This window comes from Methylobacillus draconifructus, from assembly GCF_045984355.1.
Lineage (GTDB): Bacteria > Pseudomonadota > Gammaproteobacteria > Burkholderiales > Methylophilaceae > Methylobacillus > Methylobacillus flagellatus_A.
The window spans coordinates 445,192-469,712 of the sequence record NZ_JBJQII010000004.1 but is presented as its reverse complement, the minus strand read 5'-3'; the positions used below and the strand labels follow the sequence as shown (position 1 = coordinate 469,712).

Genomic DNA, 24,521 nt, shown 5'->3' with positions numbered 1-24,521 from the left:
TCCTTGCCATCCCAGCCGTGGAGGCGACCATTGATGCCGCTATCGCTGGTTCTGCCGCTGCTGTCCGCTATTGCGCCACGAATCCGGCTTGTCGTCAAAAAGCTGCCGAGCTTGGCATCAGCTCCGTGGCTACTGTGGCAGTAGCATTGGGTATAGATGTAGCAACCAACCATCCTGATGGTAAGCCAAATACGCCCATTACCACTCCTCCTATGATTACGCCCATTGAGGCGCAAAAGGAGTTTGGGCCTCCTCCGCTAGAAAACACTCAAGCACTTGGAGAGTGGGTTGATAATGTCCTGGAGGGTTATCCTGCGGATAGTGTTACCCAATGGGTGGATGAGCTAATAAAAGGCTATCCTGCCGCCCAACAACAAAGCATTAAAGACCAGATTCTACTTTCTGTTCAAGATAACTATAAACATCATTTGCAATTAGTAAACAATGTTAAAGGACAACTAGCATCTCAAGGATATGAAGTAAATAGCAAGGAGGTAACTTTTGGCTCTTCGTGTGGAACAGGACGATGCCGACCAGATATTGTAGCAATTGCTCCAGATGGAAAAATTAAAATCATCGAGATTAAAACTGGCAGTGCTGAATTGAGCATTCGTCAAAGTGAAATTTATCCTCAAATCGAAAATGGTGATTCAATACCTCGAGGAAGTGTTGCAGAAGCACTAGGCCTTGATGCTGGAACTCCATTAAAAGAACAAGGATATCCTAATGGAATACCTATAGAGATTATGAAATTCCCAGGAGTAAGAAAATAAATGATCGCCACGAATAAAGAACTAATGCATATATTAAGAGAAATTGGCTGGAAAATAAGCAAAGATGAAGTCGGAGATAGCTGCTGCATATATTCATTGGAAAACTGTAAAATTCTTGCAATCCCCAGCATTAAAAATCTCACCAGCGAGTCAATACTTGGCTGCGTAGCAGCCATCACCACTAATGAATTTGATAAAGCAATTTCAATAATTTATGGAAAAAATAAAAAAAATATCCCTATCGTATCAAGCAGATATAAAGATTTTAATTACCACAAAGAATCAATTACAAATGATACTATAATTAAGCTATCAGACGACCTTATTTCATGGGGAAAACAACAAGATATAGAGAAAGGTTTATGGCATTATCGGTCCTTACCAACAGATGCAAAAGGAGCTTTTCCTGTGAGGCACTTGGCAGCATTAGCCATTCATGGTGACTCAGAAAAACTTAGCTACTATCTAGAAAACTTCAAGAAGGGAAACCGCATGAACTTCGTTCCATATATCAAAGAGGAAATGATTGAATCCGCGCTTAAATTAAGCAAAGTAATTAATTTTAAAAATAACTCATTCATGAATAAATAGGCAATCCTAAGCAAGCGGATAATGAGGTGAATATGATCATTGCACGGAACAATACGGAGACACTCACCATGAATAATAGGGGACAGACCACGATTAATTATGCATTGCTCTCCATATAGAAAAACGTGGTCTGTCCCCTATTTTACTAAAACCTGGCCAACCACATCCTTGTCTCCAACCATTAATCAGCAACCAATACCTGGAGGTCAGTAAGTGAGAATTCTCATTATCCTGGTTATAGCAATCTCATTAATGGGATGTTCCTTTAAAAAAGCCTATGAGCGTATTGAAAACTCATACCTGCCTACTTCCAAACCATTTTCGTCGGACTTAAAAGTTGTGTGCACAAACAATCATAATATTTTCGAACCTGGAAATTTCAGAATTCAATTTGGAATTTTTGTACCATCCAATGTGCAATTTACAAAAGATAACTGTTTACCATTTATTCGTCATGGAGTTATCAGGGAAACTGACAAACTCCCTATCACCGCATCCATGGACCCAAGCTACAACCGAATAGAAGTTAAACCTTTTCCCAGCTCCAAATACATTCCCAATCTGGACCCTGAGAAAGGCGCTGTCTATGTATGGAAAACCTATGCAGGGAAAGAAAGAGTGGATGGCACGATTGCTTATCGACTGATTATTTACAAAGGCTCCAAATTCCCACTTGGAGGAGATTTAACAAGATACGGCGACAAACTTACCTATAGTTACAATTCTCATGAAAAATTAATGATTCATGGTCAGGAATGGGAGTTTGTTTCTTTTCAGCCTCGCCTCTCACCTTATAACAAAGCGCGAGAAGCAGAACTCAAAGCTGGTAGTGTGACTGATGCCATGGATTTCTATATGACCAGGGTAGGCGACTATAGCCTGTTAGTTTATGGCAGATTCCCTGATTCTGTCGTCCATTATCCAGAATGGTTTAATCCTCGCCGCGCATTGTTGAGGGAATGGGTTGAGACTTTCAAGATCATGCCAGTGCCCGATGGTTATGTGTTGCCTTCACAAGAAGAGATTCAAACATTGCGTGAAAAGGAGATTCAACGCTGGAAAGACAGTGAGGCTAATCCGGTGCCGCGCCCTGTCAGGGTAGATCCGGAACAGGCCCGCCGAGCATTATCTGCGCCCGTGAGGTAACGATGAAACTATTCTATTGCTTGGGATTTACCCTTGAGATTACAGCGTTTCTCTTCCTTTCTGCATGCACCACCAATCAGGTCATTGATTCATCTCCCGACAGAGAACCGACTGCACAATTGCGGGTATTTTCCTTACCTAATAACACTTACTTGTATCCAGGAAAATCTTGCTTCCAGCCAGGAAGTAGTGAAGAAATCTTGGCGCACAGCGGCGGTAAAAATTATGGTGCTTTGAATGCGCTTTCTGTGCTTGGTGGTAACAAAAAAATTGGGATGCCGGAAACAGAAGATATGACGTGGTCTCATCATGAGTTTCATGTTGCCGCGGGCAAGCCTCTGACTATCGTGATATCCCTAGAGCGGGATGGTCAATTATCCAATGGCCGATTTTACCATTCAGGTTGTGGCCCTATTGCTGGCTACTTTTACCCTCAACCCAATCGCAATTATGATGCTGCAATGATTATTGAGCGCGCGCAATGCTATCTTCGAGTAAGAGAGTTGGTTGCGGATAGCTCAAAAACAAAATTCCAACCAAAAGAAATTACGATTAACCCCGCACCTTCATGCAATCCACAAAATAATCAATCCTATTAACTATAAGACGATCAATCGAGTCTGACCCCTTTGATTTCCAGTATTGGTACTTCAAAAAGCAGCAGCACTTCCACGCAAGCACGGCCCAGGGCAGCACCGTGATGGTGGGCGGGGATGTCAACATCACGGCTATAGGGGCTGGGGAGCAATCGGATATCAACGTCATCGGCAGCTCGATCAAGGCGGATGGGGATGTGAATCTCAAGGCGGATGACGAGGTGAATTTGATCGCTGCACGGAATACGGAGACGCTGAACAGCAAGAATAAAAACAGCAGCGCCAGTGTCGGCATCAGCATCGGTTCCAACGGGCTTGCCGTCACCGCCAGCGCATCACAGGGTAAAGGCAAGGCCAATGGAACGGATGTCACGTGGACGGAGAGCGTGGTACAGGCTGGTAATACGGTGAGCCTGGATAGCGGGACGGATGCCAACATCATCGGTGCACAGGTTCGTGGTAAGCAAGTGATCGCCAATGTCGGCACCTCCGGCAATGGCAATCTCAATATCCAGAGTTTGCAGGACATCAGCACTTACGACAGCAAACAATCAAGCTCCGGTATCAGCGTCAGTGTGCCGGTTGGCGCTGGCATGGCGGGTGGGTCGTTCAGTTCGTCCAATACCAAGATCAAGAGCGACTATGCCAGCGTCAATGAGCAAGCAGGCATCTATGCAGGCGATGGCGGCTTCCAGGTCAATGTCAACGGCAATACCGATCTCAAGGGGGCGGTGATTGCTTCCACGGAAACCGCGATTGCGGAGAATAGGAACAGCCTCTCCACGGAAACACTCACCGTATCCAATATCCAGAACAAGGCGGAGTATGGTGCCAAGGCTTCATCGGCTACCATAGGCGGCGGCATCCAGGCTGGGTTGCCGCAGCTCTCTGACGCTGGCTTTTTTATGCATCTCAATGATGTTGTTACAGCAACACTTTCTCTATCCCGCCATTGTTGGCCTTTTGCACGTAATCCTGCATCCAGTTTTCGCCCAGCAGGTGCTTGGCCATTTCGACGACGATGTAGTCGGCTTCGATGCCGGTATCCTCGCCGTAGCGTGACAGGCCTTGCAGGCAGGACGGGCAGGAGGTGAGGATTTTCACGTCTTGTTCGGGACGGCCCGGGGTCAGGCCCATTTTCGCCATGCCTTTTTCCAGTTCTTCCTGCTTGCGCATTTTCACCTGGGTGGCGATATCGGGACGCGCGACGGCGAAGGTGCCGGATTCGCCGCAGCAGCGGTCGTTGAGCGCAACTTCGTTCTCGCCCACCAGCGCCTGCGTCACTTTCATCGGCGCATAGGTCTTCATCGGCGTATGGCAGGGGTCGTGATACATGTAGCGCGTGCCGGTGACGCCCTCGATCTTGAAGTTCTTCTCCATCAGGTATTCGTGGATGTCCAGCAATCTTGCGCCCGGGAAGATGCGCTCGAATTCGTACTTCTGCAACTGGTCCATGCATGTGCCGCAAGAGACGATCACGGTCTTGATGTCGAGGTAGTTCAAAGTGTTGGCGACGCGGTGGAACTGCACGCGGTTGTCCGCCGTGATCTGCTGGCCCTTGTCGTGGTTACCGCTCGAGGTCTGCGGATAGCCGCAGCAGAGGTAGCCGGGCGGCAGCACGGTAATCGCGCCGGCCTCGTACAGCATGGCTTGCGTCGCCAGCCCCACAGTGGAGAACAGGCGCTCCGAGCCGCAGCCGGGGAAATAGAAAACGGCATCCGAATCGTCGGTGGTCTTCTGCGGGTTGCGGATCACCGGCACGATGGTGTCGTCCTCGATGCCGAGCAAGGCACGCGAAGTCTTGGTCGGCATCGCTTTCGGCATCGGGCGGTTAAGGAAATGAATCACCTGCGCCTTGATCTCGGGTTTGCCCAGGGTTTGCGGCGGAGCCTTCTTGGTGCCGTTCAACACACCAAGTCGCTTGAACAGGCCATGCGCCACGCGCTGCGCCTTGTAGCCGAAGCCGACCATGGCGGTGCGCATGGCGCGGATGGTGGCCGGGTCCTTGATGTTGAGGAAGGTCATCGCCGCCGTGGTGCCGGGGTTGAAATGCTTCTTGCCCTGCTCGCGCAGGAAGTTGCGCATGGCGATCGAGACGTCGCCGAAGTCGATATCGACCGGGCACGGCTTCTCGCAGCGGTGGCAGACCGTGCAATGGTCGGAGACGTCGTTGAACTCGTCGAAATGCTTGAGCGAGATGCCGCGCCGTGTCTGCTCCTCGTAGAGGAATGCCTCGATCAGCAGCGAGGTGCCGAGTATCTTGTTGCGCGGGCTGTAGAGCAGGTTGGCGCGCGGGACGTGCGTGGTGCACACCGGCTTGCACTTGCCGCAGCGCAGGCAGTCGCTGATGGAGTCGGCGATATCGCCGATCGCCGATTGTTCCATGATGATGGATTCCTGCTCCAGCAGGCCGAACGAGGGCGTATAGGCCGAATGCAGACCGGAACCCGCCATGAGCTTGCCCTTGTTGAAGCGGCCTTCCGGATCGACCTTGGCCTTGTAGTCGGCAAACTTGGCCACGGTCTTGTCGTCGAGGAACTCCATCTTGGTGATGCCGATGCCGTGTTCGCCCGAGATCACGCCGCCCAGGCCGGTCGCCAGCTTCATGATGCGCGCCACGGCTTCGTGCGCGGTCTGCATCATTTCGTAGTCGTCGGAGTTCACGGGGATATTGGTATGCACGTTGCCGTCGCCCGCGTGCATGTGCAGCGCGACGAAGACGCGGCCCTTCAGGACTTGCTTGTGTATCTCGTCGCAGCGCTCGAGGATGCGGCGGTACTCGCGCCCGGTAAAGATGCGGTGCAGTTCCTTCTTAATGTCCTGCTTCCAGGAGATGCGCACCTGGTGCTCCTGCACGGCGCGGAAAATGTTTTCCACGGCAAGGTCGCTGAAATCCGGCCCGAGCAGGGAAATCGCGCCGTCGAGGTTGTCCAGCACCTTTTGCCAATGCTGGCGCGTGGCGGCGAACAGTTCCAGCGCCATCTGGCGCTTGGCGACAACGCTTTCAGGGTCGGCCTGGGTCTCGTCGTCCTCGTATAACGGCAGGTCGCCTTCGATAAAGGCCTCGAGCGCATCCAGCAGCTTGAGCTTGTTCTTGATCGAGAGCTCGATGTTGATGCGCTCGATGCCATCGGAGTAGTCGCCCAGGCGCGGCAGGGGGATCACCACGTCTTCGTTGATCTTGAATGCGTTGGTGTGCTTGGCGATCGCCGCAGTGCGCGCCCGGTCCAGCCAGAATTTCTTGCGCGCCTCGCTCGACACGGCAATGAAGCCCTCGCCGCCACGCGCGTTGGCCAAGCGCACCACCTGCGAAGCCGCCTCGCCCACGCCTGCCTCGTCGTCGCTCGCGATATCGGCGATCAGCACCATCTTGGGCCGCTCGCTGCGGTTGGCCTTGGTGGCATAGCCCACGGCGCGCAGGTAACGCTCGTCCAAATGCTCCAGCCCGGCAAGGATGGTGTTGGGGTGCGCGTCGAGGTAATCCTTGACCTCGACGATGGAAGGCACGGCAAGCGCGACGTGGCCGAAGAACTCCAGGCACACGGTGCGCACGTGCTTGGGCATGCGGTGCAGGATGAAGGTCGCCGAGGTAATCAGGCCGTCGCAGCCTTCCTTCTGGATGCCGGGCAGGCCGGAAAGGAACTTGTCCGTGACATCCTTGCCGAGGCCGACAGTGCGGAAGCTGGGGCCGGGGATGTCGAGCAATTCAGGCTCGCCGATGACGGTCTTGCCGTCCTCTTCATAGCGCGTGATACGGAACCGCGCGGTTTCCACATCGTGAATCTTGCCGAGGTTGTGGTCCAGGCGTTCGATGAACAGCCACTGCGCATCCGGCGTCACCATGCGCCACGACGCCAGGTTGTCGAGCGCCGTGCCCCAGAGCACGGCCTTCTTGCCGCCCGCGTTCATCGCGACGTTGCCGCCTATGCACGAGGCATCGGCGGAAGTCGGGTCGACGGCGAATTCCAGCCCGGCGGCGCTGGCCGCCTCCATCACGCGGCGCGTCACTACGCCCGCGCCGCAATGGATTACCGGCACCTTGTCCGCCACGCCCGGCAATTGGGTGTAATTGACTGCGGAATACTGGTCGAGCTTTTCCGTGTTGATGACCGCGGAGAACTTGGTGAGCGGCACGGCGCCGCCGGTATAGCCGGTTCCGCCGCCGCGCGGGATGATGGTGAGGCCGAGCTCGATGCAGACGCGCACCAGCGCGGCGATCTCCTGCTCGGTATCCGGCGTAATCACGACGAACGGGTATTCGACGCGCCAGTCGGTTGCGTCCGTCACGTGCGAAACGCGAGACAGGCCGTCAAACCGGATATTGTCCTTGCGCGTATGGCGCGAGAGCTTGCTCAATGCCTGTTTGCGCAGTACCTCGATGTCCTGGAACTCCTGCGCAAACGCATCCACCGCCTTGCGTGCCGCCACCACCAGCTTGAGCACCTTGGCGTTGCCCGCGCTGCGCTCGTCGATGGCCTTGATGCGGTGCGCCAGCGCGTCGATCAAGGCCTTGCGACGCTTCTTGTTGGCAAGCAGGTCGTCCTGCAGATACGGGTTGCGCGAAACCACCCACAAATCCCCCAGCACCTCGAACAACATGCGCGCGGAACGGCCGGTCTTGCGTTCGGAGCGCAGCTCGTTCAGTACGTTCCAGATGTCCTCGCCGAGGAAGCGGATGACGATTTCGCGGTCGGAGAAGGAGGTGTAGTTGTAGGGGATTTCGCGTAGGCGGGCAGTCATGCTGAATAATGGCGGCTAAAGGCACAATTATATCATGGTGATACATACAAAAATAAGCGCAAATGCAGTACTGGCGCGGCTTTCAAGAGAATGAGAATTGTTAGCATACGCAAGTAAAGCCTGTGCATTTCAGATGACAAACCCGGTGAAAAGCACCACAATGCCATCATAGATACATTGATGTTGGAATGGTTGTCTTCACCATGTCGCAGAAATTACGCAAAGTCCTGGTCCCTCTCGCCATTGTCGGCTTGCTCGCCTTTCTTGGTTTTTCCCTGACGCAAAAGCCGCAAGCGCCCGACATCACCTTCGTTACGCTGGAGGGCAAGACCATTCCCCTGTCCTCCCTGCAGGGCAAGCTGGTCCTGGTGAATTTCTGGGCAACCGACTGCCCCGGCTGCATCGCGGAAATGCCCGGATTGATCCAGACATACAAGCAATACAAGGACAAGGGGTTTGAGGTGATCGCGGTCGCCATGTCATACGATGGCATCCAGCAGGTCATCAACTATTCCCACAACAACGCCCTGCCCTTCCCCGTCAGCCATGACAGCAGCGGCGATGCCGCCGTACAGTTCAGCGATGTCCGCGTCACGCCGACTTCGTTCATCATCGACAAGCAAGGCCGCATCATCCAGAAATTGATCGGCGAGCTGGATTTCGGCTCCCTGCGCAAACTGCTTGACCAGCATCTTGGAATGGCAGGCTGACATGCTGTGGATCAAGGCTTGGCATATCGTGTTCATGGTGACCTGGTTCGCCGGCCTGTTCTATCTGCCGCGCCTGTTCGTCTACCATGCCCAGACCGAAGACCGCACCGGCAGCGAACGCTTCAAGATCATGGAGCGCAAGCTGTTCTTCGGCATCATGACGCCGGGAGCGGTGCTCACCATCGCGTTCGGCCTCTGGCTATGGCAAGGTTATGGTTTTTCAGGCGGCTGGCTGCACGCGAAGCTCACATTGGTCGCCCTGCTGGTTGCCTATCATGTGTATTGCGGCAAGCTGCTGTTCGATTTCAAGCACGACCGCAACCGTCACGGCCACGTTTTTTACCGTTGGCTGAACGAATTTCCCGTGCTCTTGCTAGCCGCAGTGGTGATATTGGTGGTCGTCAAACCTTTCTAGCCAGGATATGCCTATGTTCAATCGAAATCACTCATGGTTGATGCAATCCCTCAAGGCAAGCAAAGACAAGCCGCAATCGCGCTTGTTGAAAATTTTCGACCTGACGCTCATGCCCGCACGACCGTTGCAGGATATTGAACAAGAGCTGCTGCAGCAAAAAGCCAGCCTGACCCGATTCCTCAGCAAGCAGGCCAAGGCGGGCGGCGCCCAGCTGCCCGAGATATTGGCGCAGCAAATCATCATCATGCTGGAAAATGCGTTGCGGGAAGAACTGCAGCACCCAGGCAGCCAGGCATTGCGCCATGCGCGCACGGCCAGCGACGCCTTGATTCACGCCCAATGCGACGGCAGCTGGCGCAAACTGCGGGACTTCGGCATGAGCGCCAGCTTCATCAGCCTGCTGGGGATCACCTTGTTTATGTCGTGGTACATGCTGCGGGAAACGCCGCCGGTGCACAAATCCTCATCCAGCCACCAATTATGGAACACGGTGGCTCAGGAAAAAGTCGCGAGCCCGCACCATGTCGCGGAACTTTACAGCGCCATCGAGCGCATGCGCCAAGGCAATTGCCAGTTCCCCCAGGCATTGATGCTGGGCGCTTCCGAACGTGGCGTGTTCCTCACCAACATCGTGGCAGGCAATCTTTCCAGCCAGGCCGAGGAAATCATCCTGGCCACCCAATTGTTGAAGAAAGTGAGCTGCGAATACAGGCCGCTCACCATGCTCTCCGAATCGGAACAGGCCTATATCAAAGCCCAGCTGACGGTTCCTTTGGTCACGGTCAAGAAGCCCATCCAGCAATCCTGAACAGTTCCTGAAAACAAGAAAGCCGGTTTCCCGGCTTTTTTGTTGCTTATTTAAGGGCGCTCAGTGCAAACTGGCTTTCAATTGCGACAAGCCGGATTGGAATATGCCCGTGATGGTGTCCACGCCCGCTTTGTCGTCGCTCGGCGCCTTGCGCTTGAATTGGCTGACCCACACCACGCGGCTACGCGTTCCTTCAGGCCTCACTGAAAGCGTGGCGCTGTATTCGCTCACCGGCAATACGCTTTCCGTAATTTTGTACGAAAGCTTCATCTTCTTGGCATCACGCGCAGTCAAGGTCTCATGGATCTTGCCGCCATCCTTGAGGGTCAAAATGCGTTTCGCGCCAGGTTTTTCCTCATCGCCGTCCACGATCTCCGTCGAGGCGATTCCCGGATGCCAGCTCATATCGTCGAAATGGCCGATCTTGGCCCACACCACCTCAGCCGGCGCATCCAGCACAATGGTTTCTTTCACGGAAAGCGGTTTATCCGCCGCAAAGACTGAAGACGCAATCACCATCAGCCCGCCCAACCCCCATGATAAAAGTTCTCGCATACATACCTTCCTGTAAATAGCAGACTAGTTTGTTCCTACAAATGCAGCGGCTGTCAATTTACACTTTTTTATACTTTTGTAACAGTTTGTTTACACTTAAACCAAGCAGGATTCAAAAGCAGGACTTATACTCGGGCATTAGCCGGATGATGCAGATAATGAATCTGTTATTCACCTGCTTTGGCATGAATATGTATATACTGCCCAGTATATAAACATTGCGTACAATCTGTACGTTCAATAAGGAATCGCATTATGTCCGTCCTACGGGAAAAAATACTGCATGTTGCCTCCGACCTGTTCCAGACGCGTGGCATCAACTCCACCGGGGTCGATACGATCGTCGCGGTCGCCGGCACGACCAAGATGACGTTGTACAAGTATTTCCGCAGCAAGGAAGACCTGATCCTGGAAGTGCTCCAGAAAGGCCATGCCGACTTCACCGACTGGCTCAGCCAAAACCTCAGCAAGAATGCCAGAAAGCCTTCCGAGCGCCTGCAAAAGCTGTTCGACTTCATCGAGGAATGGGTCACGGCGCCGGATTTCCGCGGCATGGCCTTCCTCAAGGCATCTGCCGAATTCCCCAATGAGGAAAACCCTGTCCATCGCCTTTCGGCCGAGCAATCGCGCCAGTTCCGCCAATTCCTGGCAGAGCTCGCCGCCGATGCCGGCGCACGCGACCCGGACAGCCTGGCGTTGCAGCTCTCCATCCTGATCGAGGGCGCCATCCAGGCTGAGCAAATCAAGCGTGGCTCCGGGGCAGTGAAATATGCCAAGAAAGCAGCCAAGATCCTGATCGAGAACTCATTGGAGAAACAGGCAGCGTAACTGCACCGTCATCCGCCACCCCACAAGAAGCCCGCAGTCTTGCGGGCTTTTTTCATGCTTGCAGTCGGCCTGCAGGCCCTAGATAATGCGGGTTTATACACGATTGCGATAGATAGGCTCTAGACATGCGGATATTGATTTGCGGCTCCATGGCATTTGACACCATCATGGTTTTTGGCGACCAGTTCAGGAACCATATCCTGCCAGACAAAATCCACATGCTGAACATATGCTTCTTCGTGCCGGAAATGCGCCGCGAGTTTGGCGGCACAGCCGGCAACATTGCCTACAACCTCAAGCTGCTGCAAGGCGACCCGGTTATCATGGCGACAGTGGGCGATGATTTTGCAGGCTATACGAACTGGCTGGAACAACATCGGCTGGAAACCACCCACATCAAGAACATTCCCGGCACCTTCACGGCCCAGGCCTTCATCACCACCGACCAGGACGACAACCAGATTACGGCATTCCACCCTGGCGCCATGAGCGAATGCCACCAGAACAGCGTGCATGATGCGCAGGACATCGGCCTCGCCATCATCGCGCCGGACGGCCGCGAAGGCATGTTCCTGCACGCAAAGGAATGCCACGAGAAAGGCATCCCGTTCATGTTCGATCCCGGCCAAGGATTGCCGATGTTCAACGGCGAGGAATTACTGCATTTCATCGATCTTGCCACTTATGTCGCCGTGAACGACTATGAGGCGCAACTATTACAGGACAAGACTGGTCTTACGCTGAAACAGGTAGCGGAAAAGGTCACGGCCTTGATCGTGACCGAAGGGGCTAAAGGCTCTACGATTTACGCCGATGGAAAGCTATACAGAATTCCATGCGTGAAAGCGGAGCAGGTGGTGGACCCTACCGGCTGTGGCGATGCCTACCGCGCCGGCTTGCTTTACGGCATTGCGCAAGGATGGGACTGGACAGTGAGCGGCCGCCTGGCATCCGTGATGGGCGCCATCAAGATCGCCAGCCGCGGCGCGCAAAACCACAAAGTCACGCGCGAAGAGATTCAACATATTTATAGTCAGGTGCTGGTTGACGAAACATTGTCAGAATACGCTGAAGAACAAAACGCTTAAGGAGCAATAGCATGCGCATTACGTCTTTATTTGCAGCAGCAATTATTTTACTTACCCTGGGCGGTTGCATGAGCTCGAACTCAGGCGACGTATATAGCCGCGACGAGGCCCGCAAGACCCAGACCGTGCGCCTGGGCGTGGTGGAAAGCGTGCGCAACGTCAGACTGGAAGGCACCAAGACGCCCATCGGCGGCGGCGCAGGCGCCGTGGTCGGCGGCATTGCGGGCAGCTCCGTCGGCGGCGGACGCGGACAAGCGATTGCGACCGTGCTCGGCGCCTTGGTGGGCGGCCTGGCGGGCGCAGCAGCTGAAGAAGGCGTCACGCGCAAGGACGGCCTGGAAATTACCGTCAAGCTTGAAAGCGGCAACCTGATTGCCGTGGTGCAGGAAGCGGACGTCCAATTCAACCCCGGCGACAAGGTGCGCCTGGTGGAAAGCGGCGGCGTCACCCGCGTGACCCATTAACTCGCTCTTCCCTCTCATCTCCATCAATGCCGGGCTTGCCCGGCATTTTCATAAAAGCTTAACCTGGTTTTAACCGTTCCGTCATTCGGCACTTTTAGAGTGTGGCCTATCTCAATCGTCAGGATAAGCCTCATGCTTGACCGGCAGTCTTCCCTCGGCACCAAGAGCGGTGCCAATCAGCTATACGTCAGCCTTGCCCGCAACGCTTCTGAAATCGCCGAAGCGCAACGCCTGCGCTACAAGGTATTCGCAGAGGAAATGGGCGCCAACGTCTCCGGCACCGAAGGCCTCGACCAGGATGGCTTTGATGCCTTTTGCGACCACTTGCTGGTCCGCAACCATGAAACCGGCGAAGTCGTCGGTACTTACCGCATCCTGAGCCCTGCCATGGCCAATGAAGCCGGCGGTTATTATTCCGCCGGCGAGTTCGATCTCTCGCGCCTGCGCCACCTCGCCTCCAGCATGGTGGAAGTCGGCCGTGCCTGCGTCCACAAGGATTACCGCATGGGCGGCACCATCACCCTGCTCTGGGCAGGCCTCGCCAACTACATGAAAGTGCATCGCTACGAATACATGATCGGCTGCGGCAGCATCGGCATGGCCGACGGCGGTCACATGGCGGCCAGCTTGTACCACCAACTGCAGCAGGATCACCTCTCGCCCGTGGAATACCGCGTATTCCCGAACTGCCCGCTGCCGCTGGAGGCATTGCGCAAAGACCTGGAAGTCGCCTGCCCGCCGCTGATCAAGGGTTACTTGCGCCTAGGCGCATATATCTGCGGCGCGCCGGCCTGGGACCCCGACTTCAACACAGCAGACATGCTGGTTATGCTACCATTGTCGCGACTCAACAAACGCTATGCAGCTCACTTTTTCAAATAAGCTGCCGACCACCACCTGCTTGCCCGAAAAAAAGACGTCCCTGCCTATACAGCTATTCCGCCTGACGCGCCTTGGGTTGCACACGCTTTACGGCGTTGCCGTCGCGGCGACCATCCTGCCCTATGTGGGCGCTGCAAGGCGCGACAGGATCATCCGCCGCTGGAGCAGGCAGTTCCTGGGCATTCTCAATATCCAGGTCATTGCCAAGGGCCATGTTCCCAATGAGGATGTACGCGGCACCATGTTCGTCGCCAACCACATCTCCTGGCTGGACATCCATGCGCTCAACAGCATCCGCACTGTGCGTTTCATCGCCAAGTCGGATATCCGCTCGTGGCCGGTGATTGGCTGGCTGGTAGCGCAAGCGAATACGCTGTTCATCGAGCGCGAGAAAAAACAGGATGCCAGCCGCATGGTGGAAACTGCAGCAAAGAGCATCTTGGCTGGAGACTGCTTATGCTACTTTCCTGAAGGCACGACGACGGATGGCACGGAGCTGAGACCGTTTAAGGGCAGTCTCATGCAGGCAGTCATTGATACGGATACGGCAATCCGTCCATTCTCGATCCGCTACCCCAAGATAGACGGCAGCATCAACACGGCGATGGCCTACCATGGCGAGACCACGCTATGGCAATCCCTGCGCATGGTGTTGGCGCAGCCAAGGCCGGTTGTGGAATTGGATTTTGCCGCCCCGATTGCCAGCGCGGGACACGAAAGGCGCGGACTCTGCCTCATGGCAAGGCAGTCGATCGCCGCCAGGTTGAACCTGGACTAAAGGCTGAAGGAAGCTACGATCAGCTGCCCTTGATTGCACGGGCCCCGTCTGCAGGATGGCAAGGCACCTGGAAAGTCCGGCGGTCCTCAAGGCGCAGCGCCGTCAACTTGCCGCCCCACAGGCAACCCGTATCCAGCGCATAAATATTGTCGCGCTGCTGCAAACCCAGCGCGGACCAATGCCCGAAAATCACCGTGGCATCGGCTGAGCGCCGTTCGGGTATGTCGAACCAAGGCAATTTACCCGCAGGGATATCGGCCAGCTCGCCTTTGAATTCAAAATCCATTGCGCCGTCAGGCGTACAGACGCGCAAGCGCGTCATGGCGTTCGTGATCATGCGCAGGCGGTCCATCCCTTGCAAGCCGGGCTCCCAACGCAATGGATAGTTGCCATACATATGCGCAAGAAAACTCTGGTAGCCGTCACCACGCAAGGCGGTTTCTACCTCGCGCCCCAGCTCCAAGGCCTGATCGGCACTCCACTGCGGCAGCAAACCCGCGTGCACCACCACTAAGTCGCCATCCGCATGCATCATGGGACGCAAACGCAGCCATTCCAGCAGCTCATCCCGGTCAGGCGCATCAAAAATAGCCTGCAAGGTATCGCTGCGGTGCGCACGCACATAGCCCTCCGCCACAGCCAATGCATGCAGGTCGTGGTTGCCCAGCACCATGACCAGGCTGGATTCATGCGCCTTGGCCCAACGGAGCGTTTCCAGGGAGCCGGAACCTCGATTGATCAGGTCACCGACCAGCCAGAGCTTGTCTTTTACGGGATCGAACTGGATGACATCCAGCAGGGAAAGAAGGGAGCGATAACAGCCCTGGATATCGCCTATCGCATAGGTGGCCATGGGCTGTTATCTAAATTGAGGAAACTTCTGAAGAGACAGATAACAGAAGTAGTTATTCGCTCTTTTCTTCATCTGCTGTCGGCGCTTCAGCAGCAGGTTCATCATCAGCGTCATCTTCGTCTTCGCTGGCAGTATCTGCAGGCTTCGCTGCGGCGGCTGTCTCAGGCTTTTGCTCCACTACGGGATCATCAACCAAACCAGACTGAATGCCAAAAAACAAACGCGCAACAAGGAACAGCACCAGCAATGGCGCAAACAAGGCGCCTAATGCCGCAAGAATAAATTGCGTCTTGGTTGTTTTCGGAAAATCGTACTCGTGCGCGCTCATACAAAACCAATCCATACAGGGAAAATGCCAAGGATTATACTCAATAACCCCCGCTAGAGAAAAGGTTATAGCAAGGACAAGCATCTATTCATTTGTTATAATCCATTCCCTACTCAAAATGCGCCCGTAGCTCAGTTGGATAGAGTGTTGGTTTCCGAAGCCAAAGGTCACAGGTTCGACTCCTGTCGGGCGCACCATCACCGAATTAGAAGTTAGACTTTTCAAACCCGGCCTTATCGGAAGTTCGCACAAACTCGCGCGGTTACGCTCCTGAATATTTCCACACATGGTTTGCAGGGCATCGACTGCCGCATCCAACGCCATGAAGATGGCTTGAACATTTCAATGTCATACGGTTTTTTCTCATGAGAGGTTTGTGATGAGCAAAAATGTGGCAGCACATAAATACAAATGAGATGTTTACTTATTTGTACTCAGAATATAAATTGCTCGGTAACTCACCCTAAGTTTTCCTATTCAAGGAGATTAATTTGCTGAGCGTGCCTGTTAATTCACGTTTATCCCCCTTCGCCATTTCACTCATGCTAGCGCTGGCAAGCATTCATTCCCATGCAGAAGAAGAAAAACATGAAGATTCCCCTTTGGAGGAAATAAATGTAACAGCCAGTGCGGATGCTTCTGCCGAGGGCTTGGTCAAATCCTATGCCGGACGACAGGTAGCAAAAGGTGCTCGCATCGGCTTGCTGGGCAATAAAGAGATCATGGATACTCCGTTTTCCTTCAATGCTTATACCAACGAGCTTATTCAGGATCAGCAGGCAAAGAGCGTGGGCGACGTATTGCTCAACGATCCTTCCGTGCGTGTTGCACGCGGCTACGGCAATTTCCAGGAATCTTATTATATCCGCGGCTTTATCTTGGGCTCTGACAGCGTGGCATACAATGGCTTATACGGCTTGCTTCCGCGTCAATATATTTCTGCCGAACTGTTCGAGCGTGTCGAGGTTTTACGCGGCGCTTCCGCGTTCCTGACTGGAACAAACCCTAATGGCGACGGCATCGGCGGTGCCATTTCCCTTTTACCCAAGCGTGCGCCAAACGAGCCTATCAACCGCGTCACCCTGGGTTGGAGCCGTGGCGACCAAGGCTTGGTATCGGCAGACTTTGCCCGCCGCTTCGGTCCGGATGAACGCATGGGCATCCGCCTTAATGTCACGCAACGACGCGGCGGTACCGGCATAGATGACGAACATGTTGAGCTCGGCCTTGCTTCGATTGGGCTGGACTGGCGTGGCGACCAGACGCGAATTTCCGCCGACCTCGGCTATCAAGACAACAAGCTGCGCGAAACGCGCACTAATGTGACATTGGCAGACAATATCACCACGGTGCCTCGCGCGCCCAAGAGCAGCAAAAACTGGGCACAGCCATGGTCATACTCAAACGAACGCGACTGGATGCGGCCATCGAGCGCTTAAAAGCGCTCTAGCCCGGCAACGCTCCTCGCTCAGCTTCTCCGCCTCAATCGGGATTTCACGATCAATGCCTATGCTGGGCGCTGGAACTATTGCTCGGCAGGATTATCTTATTTTGCAATACCCCTTAATTCCATTTCACAATAAAAGGAGATTGATCATGGCAGACGTGCCTCATCAAAAATCCCCGCTGCTTCCAGATCGGCTCTTGCACGGCACGCCGCACAATCATCCAATCGAGCATATCTTCGGCATGTCTCCACAGCTTCCCTGCCTGGAAAGCGAAAAGACCCTGGTCAACTTCGTGCTGCCGCCTTGGAGCCAGTTCACCGACTGGGACAAGAACCGGCAGGCCCGCTTTATCGAGAATATTTTTCTCGGCGTGCCGATCGGATATTACGTGATCCATGCGCCGCAATGGCGCACGAGCGGCGTCAAGCCGATGTCGGGCTGGCTGCTGGACGGCGTCAACAGGATTACCGCCATCCGGGATTTTGTGGACAACAAGATCAGCATCTTCAATGGCGTTTTCCATGACGACCTGGACGAACTGACGCGCGAGAGAAGGTTCCATCACCAGCCTTTCCCCTGCTTTGAGTTGCAATACTCGAATGACCTGCAGCATTTGCGGGCCATATATGAACATCTCAATTATGGAAAGCTGGAGCATGCTTCAAGGACATATAGCCATTCGCGGTTACAATGACTTGATCACCTCGGCATGAGAAGGCTGCCAAGCAGCGGCGCTGGGGAACGCCTTGCATGTCCAAATTGAAGCCCGACTGAAAGCTGTGGCAGAATCTACTATAATCAACAAGAAAAAATTCATGCTATCCGACGAAACCATAGCGCTTGCCAAGGCCAGGGCCAATTATGCGGGCTTTGTGCCCGTCCACCAGAGCAACGACTGCATCAGGATTGCCTACGCCTGGCTGGACGCACAGATCAAGACCTCCGCACCATCCGAGGTGCCTGTAAGCCAGCGCGGGCTGATCCGCTCCTGGGGAGGCGCCTTGGTGATGTACGGCGACATCATCGTGGCGGCTGAATTACATCCCGACATTCATGGCATTTATCCCAGACTCAACCTTTCCAGGGAGCTGACATTGCCTGATCCCGCCCGGCTAGCCAACGTTGCGGGCGCCAACGAACACCCCGCCCTCAAACAATTCGACGTGGCACGTTTTTATACGCATATAGAAAAACAGCACGTGCAGATTTAAGTCCTGACCGCTTTCACTGTTGACGGACGCGAAAAAGAGGACTACATTTTCATCCAAGGACTATCCACGCCAACATCGGCGTACTGAACATTTTTCCATACCAGCAACAGCGCTGGTAATGGTCAGAGCAAAAAAGCTCGCCAACCGTTTCGAAACGGTTGGCGAGCTTTTTTTTCGCCTGTCGCAGGCGTGGGTATCCTGGATTTTTGCAGACAACTTAACCTAGGAGCAAGAAAATGATACATGGTGATATTTCCAGCAGTCACGATACCGTCGGCGTCGCAGTGGTCAATTACAAGATGCCGCGCCTGCATACGAAGGCCGAGATTATCGACAACTGCAAGAAGATCGCGGACATGGTGGTCAACATGAAAGCCGGCCTGCCGGGCATGGACCTGGTGATCTTTCCCGAATACAGCACGCACGGCATCATGTACGACGGCCAGGAGATGTACGACAACGCCACCACGGTACCCGGCCCGGAAACCGCGATCTTCGCCGAAGCCTGCCGCAAGGCCAAGGTCTGGGGCGTGTTCTCCATTACAGGCGAGCAACATGAAGAACACCCGAACAAGGCGCCATACAACACGCTGATCCTCATGAACGACCAGGGAGAGATCGTGCAGAAATACCGCAAGATCATGCCGTGGGTGCCGATCGAGGGCTGGTATCCCGGCAAGGAAACCTTCGTCAGCGAAGGCCCCAAGGGCCTGAAGGTCAGCCTGATCATCTGCGACGACGGCAACTACCCGGAAATCTGGCGCGACTGCGCCATGAAGGGCGCAGAACTCATCATCCGCTGCCAAGGCTATATGTACCCGGCCAAGGAACAGCAAATCCTCATCAGCAAGGCCATGGCGTTCGCCAACAATACCTATGTCGCCGTCGCCAATGCCGCGGGTTTTGACGGCGTATATTCCTATTTCGGGCACTCCGCCATCGTCGGCTTCGACGGCCGTACGCTGGGCGAATGCGGCGAAGAGGAAAACGGCGTGCAATATGCGGCGCTGAGCAAGCACCTGATCCGCGATTTCCGCCAGCACGGCCAGTCCGAGAACCACTTGTTCAAGCTGCTGCACCGCGGCTACACCGGGGTATACAACTCCAAGGATGGGGAGCACGGCGTTGCCGAATGCCCTTACAGCTTCTACGGCAAATGGGTGCAAGACCCACAAGGCGCACGGGAAATGGTAGAGTCATTCACGCGCACGACCCTGGGCACCAAGGAGGCCCCGATCGAGGGACTGCCTAACTAGGCAATGTCCAGCAACCTGCCCCGGCTGAGCCGGGGCACAACCTGAAAGCAAGCCATGGCAAATTCCGACCCGATTCATGTTGGCGTCCTGTTCTCGACCAGCGGCGCAACCGCCACCATCGAGCGCTCGCAAGCATTCGCCACACTTTTCGCCATTTCCGAGATCAATGCCGCAGGCGGCATCCATGGCCGCGAGCTGGTGCCAATCTATTACGATCCGCAAGGCATACCCCGGCAATACCAGGCATTTGCCGAGCGCATGATCCGAGACGACAAGGTCAACGTCATCTTCGGCTGCTACATGTCGAGCACGCGCAAGGCGGTAATTCCCGTGGTGGAGAAATGGCGCAAGCTGCTGTTCTACCCCACGCCCTATGAAGGCTTCGAGTTCTCTCCCCACGTGATCTACACCGGCGCGGCGCCCAACCAGAACAGCGCCCAACTTGCTGATTACATGACGCGGCATTTCGGCGCGCGCATCTACCTGGTGGGCAGCGACTATATCTACCCTTATGAGTCCAACCGCATCATGAGCGACTTCATCCTCGAAGTGCCCGGCGGCAAGAAGCTCGCCGAGCGCTACCTGCCGCTCGATGCAACCGAGAAGGACTTCATCCCCATCGTGCGCGACATCAAGGCCAAGGCCCCGGATTTCGTGTTTTCCACCGTAGTGGGCAAGGCCACGCGCATGCTTTACCAGGCTTATGCCGATATCGGCATGGACGCCGTCAAGATACCGATTGCCAGCCTCACCACCTGCGAGGCGGAGGTCGCCGAAATGGGCCGCCGGATTGCGGCAGGGCACATCACCTCCGCGCCCTATTTCCAGTCGATCGGGAGCGAGCGCAACCAGGCCTGCCTGCGGAATTTCCGCCAGCAGTTCGGCGACGAGATCGAGCCGAACATGTGCTGGGAAGCGGCTTATTTCCAGGCGCAGCTATTCGCCGAAGCGATGCGGGAAGCCGGCGATGACAGTTATGAGGCGCTGCTGCCGCGCCTTCTGGGCCGCGAATACCAGGCGCTTCAAGGCCGGGTCGCCATCAACCCGGCCAACCACCACACCCGGCTCAACCCGCGCCTGGGAAGGGTCAACGAGCAAGGCATGTTCGACATCATCGCCGAATCCGTGGCGGGCGGCGTCACGCCGGACCCTTATCTGGTAACCCATACCGGCGAGGAATGGAATACCCTGCAATACCTGCCGGAGGCCATGCATGGCTAGCAACGGCAAAAGCAGCGCGCGCCAGCGCTCCACGCTGGACCTGTTCCGCAGCCTGCGCAATGCGCGCATCGCCATATTCCATCCCAAGGACGAAAACCGCGACACCCTGGTGCAGCAATTGCTGCGCATCGGCTGCCAGACCGTCACCCTGTGGCCGCCATTGGCAGAGCTGCCGGAAAATACCGACATCGTATTTTTCCTGCTCAACGCCGAGGCCAGCGCCAAGAAAAAACTGCCCTGGCTCAACCCAGCCTCTGCCATTCCCTTGATCGGCATTGTCGAATATGAAAATCCCACTATCCTCGATACCGCCACCAGCCTGGGCTGCCACGGCATCCTCGCGAGCCCGGTGCATGCCAACGGTATCCTCTCCACCTTGATCATGGCCATTCACCATTGCCAGGAAATCAAGGCGCTCAACAAGCGCAACCAACGCCTGGAACAAAAACTGCAAGCTGCCAACCAGATCAGTGCGGCGCAAACCATCCTGGCTCGCACCCGCAACATCAGTGCCATTGAGGCATACAAAGCCATGCGCGAGCAGGCCATGCTCAAGCGCGTGACCATCGAGGAAATAGCACGCGCCATCCTGCATGCGGACGGGATTCTCCACAGCTGAAAAAAAGGAGTCATGCACATCGGTGATGACTCCCTCAAGAAGGCTCCATGATTGCAAAAGGAGCAGGCATCGCTCATAAAAAGCTGATGTATTGTCGCAAACCTGCAGAAAAACGCCATTCTCCTGAAGCACTACTCCTTTATGGGTACTTCAAGCAACATGGGCAAAAAAACGCCAGGGAACTGCCGGATGACAGTTTGGCCTGGCTTAGGGCCTGTTAACGCTATTGAAGAAGATCGCGTTAACAGGCCCTAGGGGACTACGTCAGTACAACGCGGGGTGGGTTAAAACTGCGAAACGCCCGGAATCCAGTTTGTGCCGGCCAACGGCACTTTCGCCATCGCCGATGCTTCCAGCGTCAATGCGACCAGGTCCTCCGGCTCCAGGTTGTGCAGGTGCGACTTGCCGCAGGCGCGCGCGATCACCTGGGCTTCCATCGTCATCACCGAGAGATAGTTCGCCAGCCTGCGGCCGGCCTTCACCGGGTCGAGGCGCTTCATGAGCTCGGGATCCTGCGTGGTGATGCCTGCGGGGTCCTTGCCCTCATGCCAGTCGTCGTAGGCGCCGGCGGTGGTGCCGAGCTTGTTGTACTCTTCTTCCAGGTGCGGGTCGTTGTCGCCCAGCGCAATCAACGCGGCGGTGCCGATAGCCACCGCGTCCGCGCCCAGCGCCAGGGCTTTCGCCACATCGGCGCCGTTGCGGATGCCGCCGGAGACGATGAGTTGCACCTTACGGTGCATGCCGAGGTCCTGCAAGGCTTGCACGGCGGGACGGATCGCCGCGAGGATGGGGATGCCGACGTGCTCGATGAATACTTCCTGCGTCGCGGCGGTGCCGCCCTGCATACCGTCCAGCACCACGACATCGGCGCCGGCTTTCACGGCCAATGCCACGTCGAAGTAAGGACGGGTCGCGCCGACCTTGACGTAGATGGGCTTTTCCCAGTCGGTGATCTCGCGGATTTCGGCGATCTTGATCTCGAGGTCGTCCGGGCCGGTCCAGTCAGGATGGCGGCAGGCGGAGCGCTGGTCCACGCCCTTGGGCAGGCAGCGCATCTTGGCGACGCGGTCGCTGATCTTCTGCCCGAGCAGCATGCCGCCGCCGCCCGGCTTGGCGCCCTGGCCGATCACGACTTCGATCGCATCGGCCTTGCGCAAGTCGTCCGGGTTCATGCCGTAGCGCGACGGCAGGTATTGGTAGACCAGGATGGAGGACTGGCCGCGCTCTTCCGGCGTCATGCCGCCGTCGCCGGTGGTGGTGCTGGTACCCACGGCGCTCGCGCCGCGGCCCAGGGCCTCCTTGGCCGGGCCGGACAATGCGCCGAAGCTCATGCCGGCGATCGTGACCGGGGTCTTGAGGTGGATGGGCTTCTTGGCAAAGCGGTTGCCGAGGATGACGTCTGTGCCGCATTTCTCACGGTAGCCTTCCAGCGGATAACGGCTGATCGAGGCGCCGAGGAACAGCAGGTCGTCGAAGTGCGGCAGCTTGCGCTTGGCGCCCGCGCCTCGGATGTCGTAGATGCCGGTCGCCGCTGCGCGGCGAATCTCGGACATGGTGTGCTTGTCGAAGGTCGCAGAAAAACGCGGCTCGGTTTGCGGGATTTTTGGCGTATCGCTCATGATTAATAGGCTCCTGCGTTATCTACGTGGAAGTTGTACAGCGTGTGTGCGGAGCCCAGCAGCGTGAAACTGTCGGGGTCGGCATCGGCGTAGCCGGACTCTTTCAACAGCTTGACCAGTATCTGGCGCGCCTCGTCATCCATGGGCTTGACCTCGCAGTCGGCTCCCAGGCTCTGGATAGTGCCGCGCACGAAAATGCGGGCCTCGTAGAGGGAATCGCCCAGCGCTTCGCCGGCATCGCCCAGGATCACCAGGTTGCCAGCCTGCGCCATGAAAGCGGAGAAACTGCCTACCGAGCCGCCGACCACGATATCGACGCCCTTCATGGAGATACCGCAGCGCAAACCTGCATCGCCGTCGATCACCAGCAAGCCGCCTTGTGCAGTGGCGCCTGCCGCATTGGAAGCAAAGCCCTTTACGTGCACGCGGCCGGACATCATGTTCTCGGCTACGCCAGTGCCGGCGCTGCCCTCGATCACCACGTTGGCAAACTGGTTCATGCCTGCAGCGTAATAGCCCGCATGCCCCTCGATCACCACATCGACATCAGCCTTGAGGCCGACGGCAATGTTGTGCGCGCCGCCCGGGTTGGTGATGGTAACCTTCTTGCCATCAAGTTCCGTCGCATCGCTGTGCAAGTATTGGTTCACCTCGCGCAGCGCGGTTTTTTCCAGGTCGAATGTTACAGTTTCCATACGTACATCTCCTTTGGTGCAGGCTCGAACACCTTGGCGTTCTTGATATCGGGCAAGTGGGCCAGCGAGCGGAACTCGGACGCGATCGCGACATAATCGTCATGCTCGGCCACAATGGCGGGCTTGCAGGCGAACGGGTCGCGCACCAGCGCCAGTTGGTCCTTGGTGCCCATCAGCAGGGTATAGAAGCCGTCCAGCTCGTCGAAGCCGTGCTCGAGCGCGGTCTTGAGGTCGTCGCCCTCGCGCATGCGCCATTGCAGGAAGCGGCAGGCGGCCTCGGTGTCGTTGTCGGTCTCGAAGGAGATGCCTTCGTGCTCCAGCTTGCGGCGGATGCTGTGCGCATTGGACAGGGAACCGTTGTGCACCAGGCACCAGTCTTCGCCCGCGGTGAACGGGTGGGCGTGCGACGGGGTGATCGCGGACTCGGTCGCCATGCGGGTGTGGCCCACGAGGTGGCTGCCGGAGAGCTTGGAGAAGTCATAGCGGCTCGCAACCTGCGCCGGCGTACCGGTGTCCTTGTAGATGTCCATGAGCTGGCCGACGGACAGCAGGTGCACCTGCGGGTAATGTTCCTTGAGCCAGGCCTTGACTCTTTCCGGGCTGGTGGTGGTCGTCACCACGGCATGGTTGACCTTCACTTCTACCTTGGCATCGGCCTTGAGGCCGTTGTTGAGATCGACGCTGAGCTTGGCCCAGTCGAACTCGGGGGAGGCGCAATACAGGCTGAACTTGCGCTCGCTATTATCCACGGGCGCGCCGAAAATCGCCAGGCCGGCAGAATCCGGGCCGCGCTCGGTCATGCCGATCAGCATGGGCAGCATGAGTTCTCCGATATTGGCACGCAACTTCTGGTTCTTCACCAGCAATCCAACGATTCCACACATGATGTTCTCCTTA

At 56.0% G+C, this 24,521-nt stretch carries 26 protein-coding genes, 1 tRNA gene and 1 pseudogene; 21 read left to right on the top strand and 7 right to left on the bottom strand.

The features are described from left to right. The 5 genes and pseudogenes from ACJSDX_RS11215 to ACJSDX_RS11195 form a co-directional block, all read left to right on the top strand. A partial coding sequence (locus ACJSDX_RS11215; RefSeq protein WP_407994744.1) for a hypothetical protein occupies window positions 1-773 on the top strand: 773 nt, incomplete at its 5' end. Further along, window positions 774-1,364, top strand: coding sequence for a DUF6990 domain-containing protein (locus tag ACJSDX_RS11210; RefSeq protein ID WP_407994743.1), 591 nt, complete (start codon window positions 774-776; stop codon window positions 1,362-1,364). A gap of 213 nt (window positions 1,365-1,577) precedes the next feature. Then, window positions 1,578-2,510, top strand: coding sequence for a hypothetical protein (locus ACJSDX_RS11205; RefSeq protein ID WP_407994742.1), 933 nt, complete (start codon window positions 1,578-1,580; stop codon window positions 2,508-2,510). 2 nt (window positions 2,511-2,512) lie between these two features. Then, on the top strand, window positions 2,513-3,109 hold the full coding sequence (locus tag ACJSDX_RS11200) for a hypothetical protein (protein WP_407994741.1): 597 nt from the start codon (window positions 2,513-2,515) through the stop codon (window positions 3,107-3,109). 101 nt (window positions 3,110-3,210) lie between these two features. After that, window positions 3,211-3,603, top strand: a pseudogene (locus ACJSDX_RS11195) (hemagglutinin repeat-containing protein); the annotation flags it as partial. Window positions 3,604-4,030: 427 nt separating this feature from the next. Here the strand turns inward: ACJSDX_RS11195 and ACJSDX_RS11190 are convergent. Continuing rightward, the gene (locus ACJSDX_RS11190; RefSeq protein ID WP_407994740.1) at window positions 4,031-7,846 is read right to left on the bottom strand and encodes a DUF3683 domain-containing protein; all 3,816 of its coding nucleotides are present in this window, start codon (window positions 7,844-7,846) and stop codon (window positions 4,031-4,033) included. 188 nt (window positions 7,847-8,034) lie between these two features. Here ACJSDX_RS11190 and ACJSDX_RS11185 point away from each other — a divergent pair, with 188 nt between their 5' ends. Genes ACJSDX_RS11185 through ACJSDX_RS11175 form a run of 3 tightly spaced genes read left to right on the top strand, consistent with a single transcriptional unit; the run spans window position 8,035 to window position 9,779 of the window. Then, window positions 8,035-8,556: a peroxiredoxin family protein gene (locus tag ACJSDX_RS11185; protein WP_309564390.1), complete on the top strand. Its 522-nt coding sequence runs from the start codon at window positions 8,035-8,037 to the stop codon at window positions 8,554-8,556. Window position 8,557: 1 nt separating this feature from the next. Then, window positions 8,558-8,971 carry a protoporphyrinogen oxidase HemJ gene (gene hemJ, locus ACJSDX_RS11180; RefSeq protein WP_407994739.1) on the top strand — a complete coding sequence of 138 codons (414 nt, stop codon included), beginning with the start codon at window positions 8,558-8,560 and terminating at the stop codon, window positions 8,969-8,971. A gap of 13 nt (window positions 8,972-8,984) precedes the next feature. After that, window positions 8,985-9,779: a hypothetical protein gene (locus ACJSDX_RS11175; RefSeq protein ID WP_407994738.1), complete on the top strand. Its 795-nt coding sequence runs from the start codon at window positions 8,985-8,987 to the stop codon at window positions 9,777-9,779. A 60-nt stretch (window positions 9,780-9,839) separates the two neighbouring features. Here ACJSDX_RS11175 and ACJSDX_RS11170 read toward each other — a convergent pair whose 3' ends face one another. Continuing rightward, on the bottom strand, window positions 9,840-10,334 hold the full coding sequence (locus ACJSDX_RS11170) for an SRPBCC family protein (RefSeq protein WP_407994737.1): 495 nt from the start codon (window positions 10,332-10,334) through the stop codon (window positions 9,840-9,842). Window positions 10,335-10,589: 255 nt separating this feature from the next. Between ACJSDX_RS11170 and ACJSDX_RS11165 the strand changes: the two genes are divergently transcribed. From ACJSDX_RS11165 to ACJSDX_RS11145, 5 genes are all read left to right on the top strand, one after another. Beyond that, window positions 10,590-11,162: a TetR/AcrR family transcriptional regulator gene (locus ACJSDX_RS11165; RefSeq protein WP_309564386.1), complete on the top strand. Its 573-nt coding sequence runs from the start codon at window positions 10,590-10,592 to the stop codon at window positions 11,160-11,162. Between the two features lie 125 nt (window positions 11,163-11,287). After that, window positions 11,288-12,250, top strand: a complete 963-nt coding sequence (locus tag ACJSDX_RS11160; protein WP_407994736.1) for a carbohydrate kinase family protein — start codon at window positions 11,288-11,290, stop codon at window positions 12,248-12,250. 11 nt (window positions 12,251-12,261) lie between these two features. Next, window positions 12,262-12,714, top strand: a complete 453-nt coding sequence (locus ACJSDX_RS11155) for an outer membrane lipoprotein (RefSeq protein ID WP_407994735.1) — start codon at window positions 12,262-12,264, stop codon at window positions 12,712-12,714. 132 nt (window positions 12,715-12,846) lie between these two features. After that, a complete protein-coding gene (locus ACJSDX_RS11150) occupies window positions 12,847-13,596 on the top strand; it encodes a GNAT family N-acetyltransferase (protein ID WP_407994734.1) in 750 nt (249 codons plus the stop codon). After that, the gene (locus ACJSDX_RS11145; protein WP_407994733.1) at window positions 13,574-14,374 is read left to right on the top strand and encodes a lysophospholipid acyltransferase family protein; all 801 of its coding nucleotides are present in this window, start codon (window positions 13,574-13,576) and stop codon (window positions 14,372-14,374) included. The genes ACJSDX_RS11150 and ACJSDX_RS11145 overlap by 23 nt, the downstream gene beginning before the upstream one ends. Window positions 14,375-14,393: 19 nt before the next feature. Here ACJSDX_RS11145 and ACJSDX_RS11140 read toward each other — a convergent pair whose 3' ends face one another. Together ACJSDX_RS11140 and ACJSDX_RS11135 are read right to left on the bottom strand one after the other, a co-directional pair. Further along, the gene (locus ACJSDX_RS11140) at window positions 14,394-15,227 is read right to left on the bottom strand and encodes a symmetrical bis(5'-nucleosyl)-tetraphosphatase (protein WP_407994732.1); all 834 of its coding nucleotides are present in this window, start codon (window positions 15,225-15,227) and stop codon (window positions 14,394-14,396) included. Between the two features lie 52 nt (window positions 15,228-15,279). Continuing rightward, on the bottom strand, window positions 15,280-15,555 hold the full coding sequence (locus ACJSDX_RS11135) for a hypothetical protein (protein ID WP_309564380.1): 276 nt from the start codon (window positions 15,553-15,555) through the stop codon (window positions 15,280-15,282). A 120-nt stretch (window positions 15,556-15,675) separates the two neighbouring features. On the opposite strand from ACJSDX_RS11135, the gene ACJSDX_RS11130 reads away from it, so the two are divergent. The 8 genes from ACJSDX_RS11130 to ACJSDX_RS11095 all read left to right on the top strand — a co-directional run bounded on the left by ACJSDX_RS11130 (window position 15,676) and on the right by ACJSDX_RS11095 (window position 21,531). Beyond that, window positions 15,676-15,752: transfer RNA gene (locus tag ACJSDX_RS11130), tRNA-Arg, on the top strand. 303 nt (window positions 15,753-16,055) lie between these two features. Then, window positions 16,056-16,994: a TonB-dependent receptor plug domain-containing protein gene (locus tag ACJSDX_RS11125; protein ID WP_407994757.1), complete on the top strand. Its 939-nt coding sequence runs from the start codon at window positions 16,056-16,058 to the stop codon at window positions 16,992-16,994. A gap of 157 nt (window positions 16,995-17,151) precedes the next feature. Continuing rightward, entirely contained in the window at window positions 17,152-17,697 is a 546-nt protein-coding gene (locus ACJSDX_RS11120) for a DUF262 domain-containing protein (RefSeq protein WP_407994731.1), read from the top strand. A gap of 121 nt (window positions 17,698-17,818) precedes the next feature. Continuing rightward, window positions 17,819-18,214 (top strand): hypothetical protein, encoded by a 396-nt coding sequence (locus ACJSDX_RS11115; protein WP_309564376.1) that lies wholly within the window; start codon window positions 17,819-17,821, stop codon window positions 18,212-18,214. A 236-nt stretch (window positions 18,215-18,450) separates the two neighbouring features. Next, complete coding sequence (locus tag ACJSDX_RS11110; RefSeq protein WP_407994730.1) at window positions 18,451-19,470, top strand: aliphatic amidase; 1,020 nt, start codon at window positions 18,451-18,453, stop codon at window positions 19,468-19,470. A 54-nt stretch (window positions 19,471-19,524) separates the two neighbouring features. After that, complete coding sequence (locus ACJSDX_RS11105; RefSeq protein ID WP_407994729.1) at window positions 19,525-20,691, top strand: transporter substrate-binding domain-containing protein; 1,167 nt, start codon at window positions 19,525-19,527, stop codon at window positions 20,689-20,691. After that, window positions 20,684-21,310, top strand: coding sequence for an ANTAR domain-containing response regulator (locus ACJSDX_RS11100; RefSeq protein ID WP_407994728.1), 627 nt, complete (start codon window positions 20,684-20,686; stop codon window positions 21,308-21,310). The genes ACJSDX_RS11105 and ACJSDX_RS11100 overlap by 8 nt, the downstream gene beginning before the upstream one ends. A 47-nt stretch (window positions 21,311-21,357) precedes the next feature. Next, entirely contained in the window at window positions 21,358-21,531 is a 174-nt protein-coding gene (locus tag ACJSDX_RS11095) for a hypothetical protein (protein ID WP_407994727.1), read from the top strand. 63 nt (window positions 21,532-21,594) lie between these two features. On the opposite strand, the gene ACJSDX_RS11090 is transcribed toward ACJSDX_RS11095, so the two are convergent. Genes ACJSDX_RS11090 through ACJSDX_RS11080 form a run of 3 tightly spaced genes read right to left on the bottom strand, consistent with a single transcriptional unit; the run spans window position 21,595 to window position 24,508 of the window. Further along, entirely contained in the window at window positions 21,595-22,929 is a 1,335-nt protein-coding gene (locus ACJSDX_RS11090; RefSeq protein ID WP_407994726.1) for an FMN-binding glutamate synthase family protein, read from the bottom strand. A gap of 2 nt (window positions 22,930-22,931) precedes the next feature. After that, window positions 22,932-23,624 carry a GltB/FmdC/FwdC-like GXGXG domain-containing protein gene (locus ACJSDX_RS11085; RefSeq protein ID WP_407994725.1) on the bottom strand — a complete coding sequence of 231 codons (693 nt, stop codon included), beginning with the start codon at window positions 23,622-23,624 and terminating at the stop codon, window positions 22,932-22,934. Then, window positions 23,612-24,508 carry a class II glutamine amidotransferase gene (locus tag ACJSDX_RS11080; protein WP_407994724.1) on the bottom strand — a complete coding sequence of 299 codons (897 nt, stop codon included), beginning with the start codon at window positions 24,506-24,508 and terminating at the stop codon, window positions 23,612-23,614. The genes ACJSDX_RS11085 and ACJSDX_RS11080 overlap by 13 nt, the downstream gene beginning before the upstream one ends. Window positions 24,509-24,521: the final 13 nt, after the last annotated feature.

What these genes read in the sequence shown, in the direction of transcription:
- ACJSDX_RS11105 (WP_407994729.1), top strand. Translation starts at nt 19,525, where the DNA reads ATGGCAAATTCCGACCCGATTCATGTTGGCGTCCTGTTCTCGACCAGC.
- ACJSDX_RS11120 (WP_407994731.1), top strand. Translation starts at nt 17,152, where the DNA reads ATGGCAGACGTGCCTCATCAAAAATCCCCGCTGCTTCCAGATCGGCTC.
- ACJSDX_RS11080 (WP_407994724.1), bottom strand. Translation starts at nt 24,508, where the DNA reads ATGTGTGGAATCGTTGGATTGCTGGTGAAGAACCAGAAGTTGCGTGCC.
- ACJSDX_RS11160 (WP_407994736.1), top strand. Translation starts at nt 11,288, where the DNA reads ATGCGGATATTGATTTGCGGCTCCATGGCATTTGACACCATCATGGTT.
- ACJSDX_RS11115 (WP_309564376.1), top strand. Translation starts at nt 17,819, where the DNA reads ATGCTATCCGACGAAACCATAGCGCTTGCCAAGGCCAGGGCCAATTAT.
- ACJSDX_RS11175 (WP_407994738.1), top strand. Translation starts at nt 8,985, where the DNA reads ATGTTCAATCGAAATCACTCATGGTTGATGCAATCCCTCAAGGCAAGC.
- hemJ (WP_407994739.1), top strand. Translation starts at nt 8,558, where the DNA reads ATGCTGTGGATCAAGGCTTGGCATATCGTGTTCATGGTGACCTGGTTC.
- ACJSDX_RS11135 (WP_309564380.1), bottom strand. Translation starts at nt 15,555, where the DNA reads ATGAGCGCGCACGAGTACGATTTTCCGAAAACAACCAAGACGCAATTT.
- ACJSDX_RS11150 (WP_407994734.1), top strand. Translation starts at nt 12,847, where the DNA reads ATGCTTGACCGGCAGTCTTCCCTCGGCACCAAGAGCGGTGCCAATCAG.
- ACJSDX_RS11085 (WP_407994725.1), bottom strand. Translation starts at nt 23,624, where the DNA reads ATGGAAACTGTAACATTCGACCTGGAAAAAACCGCGCTGCGCGAGGTG.
- ACJSDX_RS11145 (WP_407994733.1), top strand. Translation starts at nt 13,574, where the DNA reads ATGCAGCTCACTTTTTCAAATAAGCTGCCGACCACCACCTGCTTGCCC.
- ACJSDX_RS11095 (WP_407994727.1), top strand. Translation starts at nt 21,358, where the DNA reads ATGATTGCAAAAGGAGCAGGCATCGCTCATAAAAAGCTGATGTATTGT.
- ACJSDX_RS11140 (WP_407994732.1), bottom strand. Translation starts at nt 15,227, where the DNA reads ATGGCCACCTATGCGATAGGCGATATCCAGGGCTGTTATCGCTCCCTT.
- ACJSDX_RS11190 (WP_407994740.1), bottom strand. Translation starts at nt 7,846, where the DNA reads ATGACTGCCCGCCTACGCGAAATCCCCTACAACTACACCTCCTTCTCC.
- ACJSDX_RS11110 (WP_407994730.1), top strand. Translation starts at nt 18,451, where the DNA reads ATGATACATGGTGATATTTCCAGCAGTCACGATACCGTCGGCGTCGCA.
- ACJSDX_RS11210 (WP_407994743.1), top strand. Translation starts at nt 774, where the DNA reads ATGATCGCCACGAATAAAGAACTAATGCATATATTAAGAGAAATTGGC.
- ACJSDX_RS11090 (WP_407994726.1), bottom strand. Translation starts at nt 22,929, where the DNA reads ATGAGCGATACGCCAAAAATCCCGCAAACCGAGCCGCGTTTTTCTGCG.
- ACJSDX_RS11155 (WP_407994735.1), top strand. Translation starts at nt 12,262, where the DNA reads ATGCGCATTACGTCTTTATTTGCAGCAGCAATTATTTTACTTACCCTG.
- ACJSDX_RS11170 (WP_407994737.1), bottom strand. Translation starts at nt 10,334, where the DNA reads ATGCGAGAACTTTTATCATGGGGGTTGGGCGGGCTGATGGTGATTGCG.
- ACJSDX_RS11100 (WP_407994728.1), top strand. Translation starts at nt 20,684, where the DNA reads ATGGCTAGCAACGGCAAAAGCAGCGCGCGCCAGCGCTCCACGCTGGAC.
- ACJSDX_RS11200 (WP_407994741.1), top strand. Translation starts at nt 2,513, where the DNA reads ATGAAACTATTCTATTGCTTGGGATTTACCCTTGAGATTACAGCGTTT.
- ACJSDX_RS11185 (WP_309564390.1), top strand. Translation starts at nt 8,035, where the DNA reads ATGGTTGTCTTCACCATGTCGCAGAAATTACGCAAAGTCCTGGTCCCT.
- ACJSDX_RS11165 (WP_309564386.1), top strand. Translation starts at nt 10,590, where the DNA reads ATGTCCGTCCTACGGGAAAAAATACTGCATGTTGCCTCCGACCTGTTC.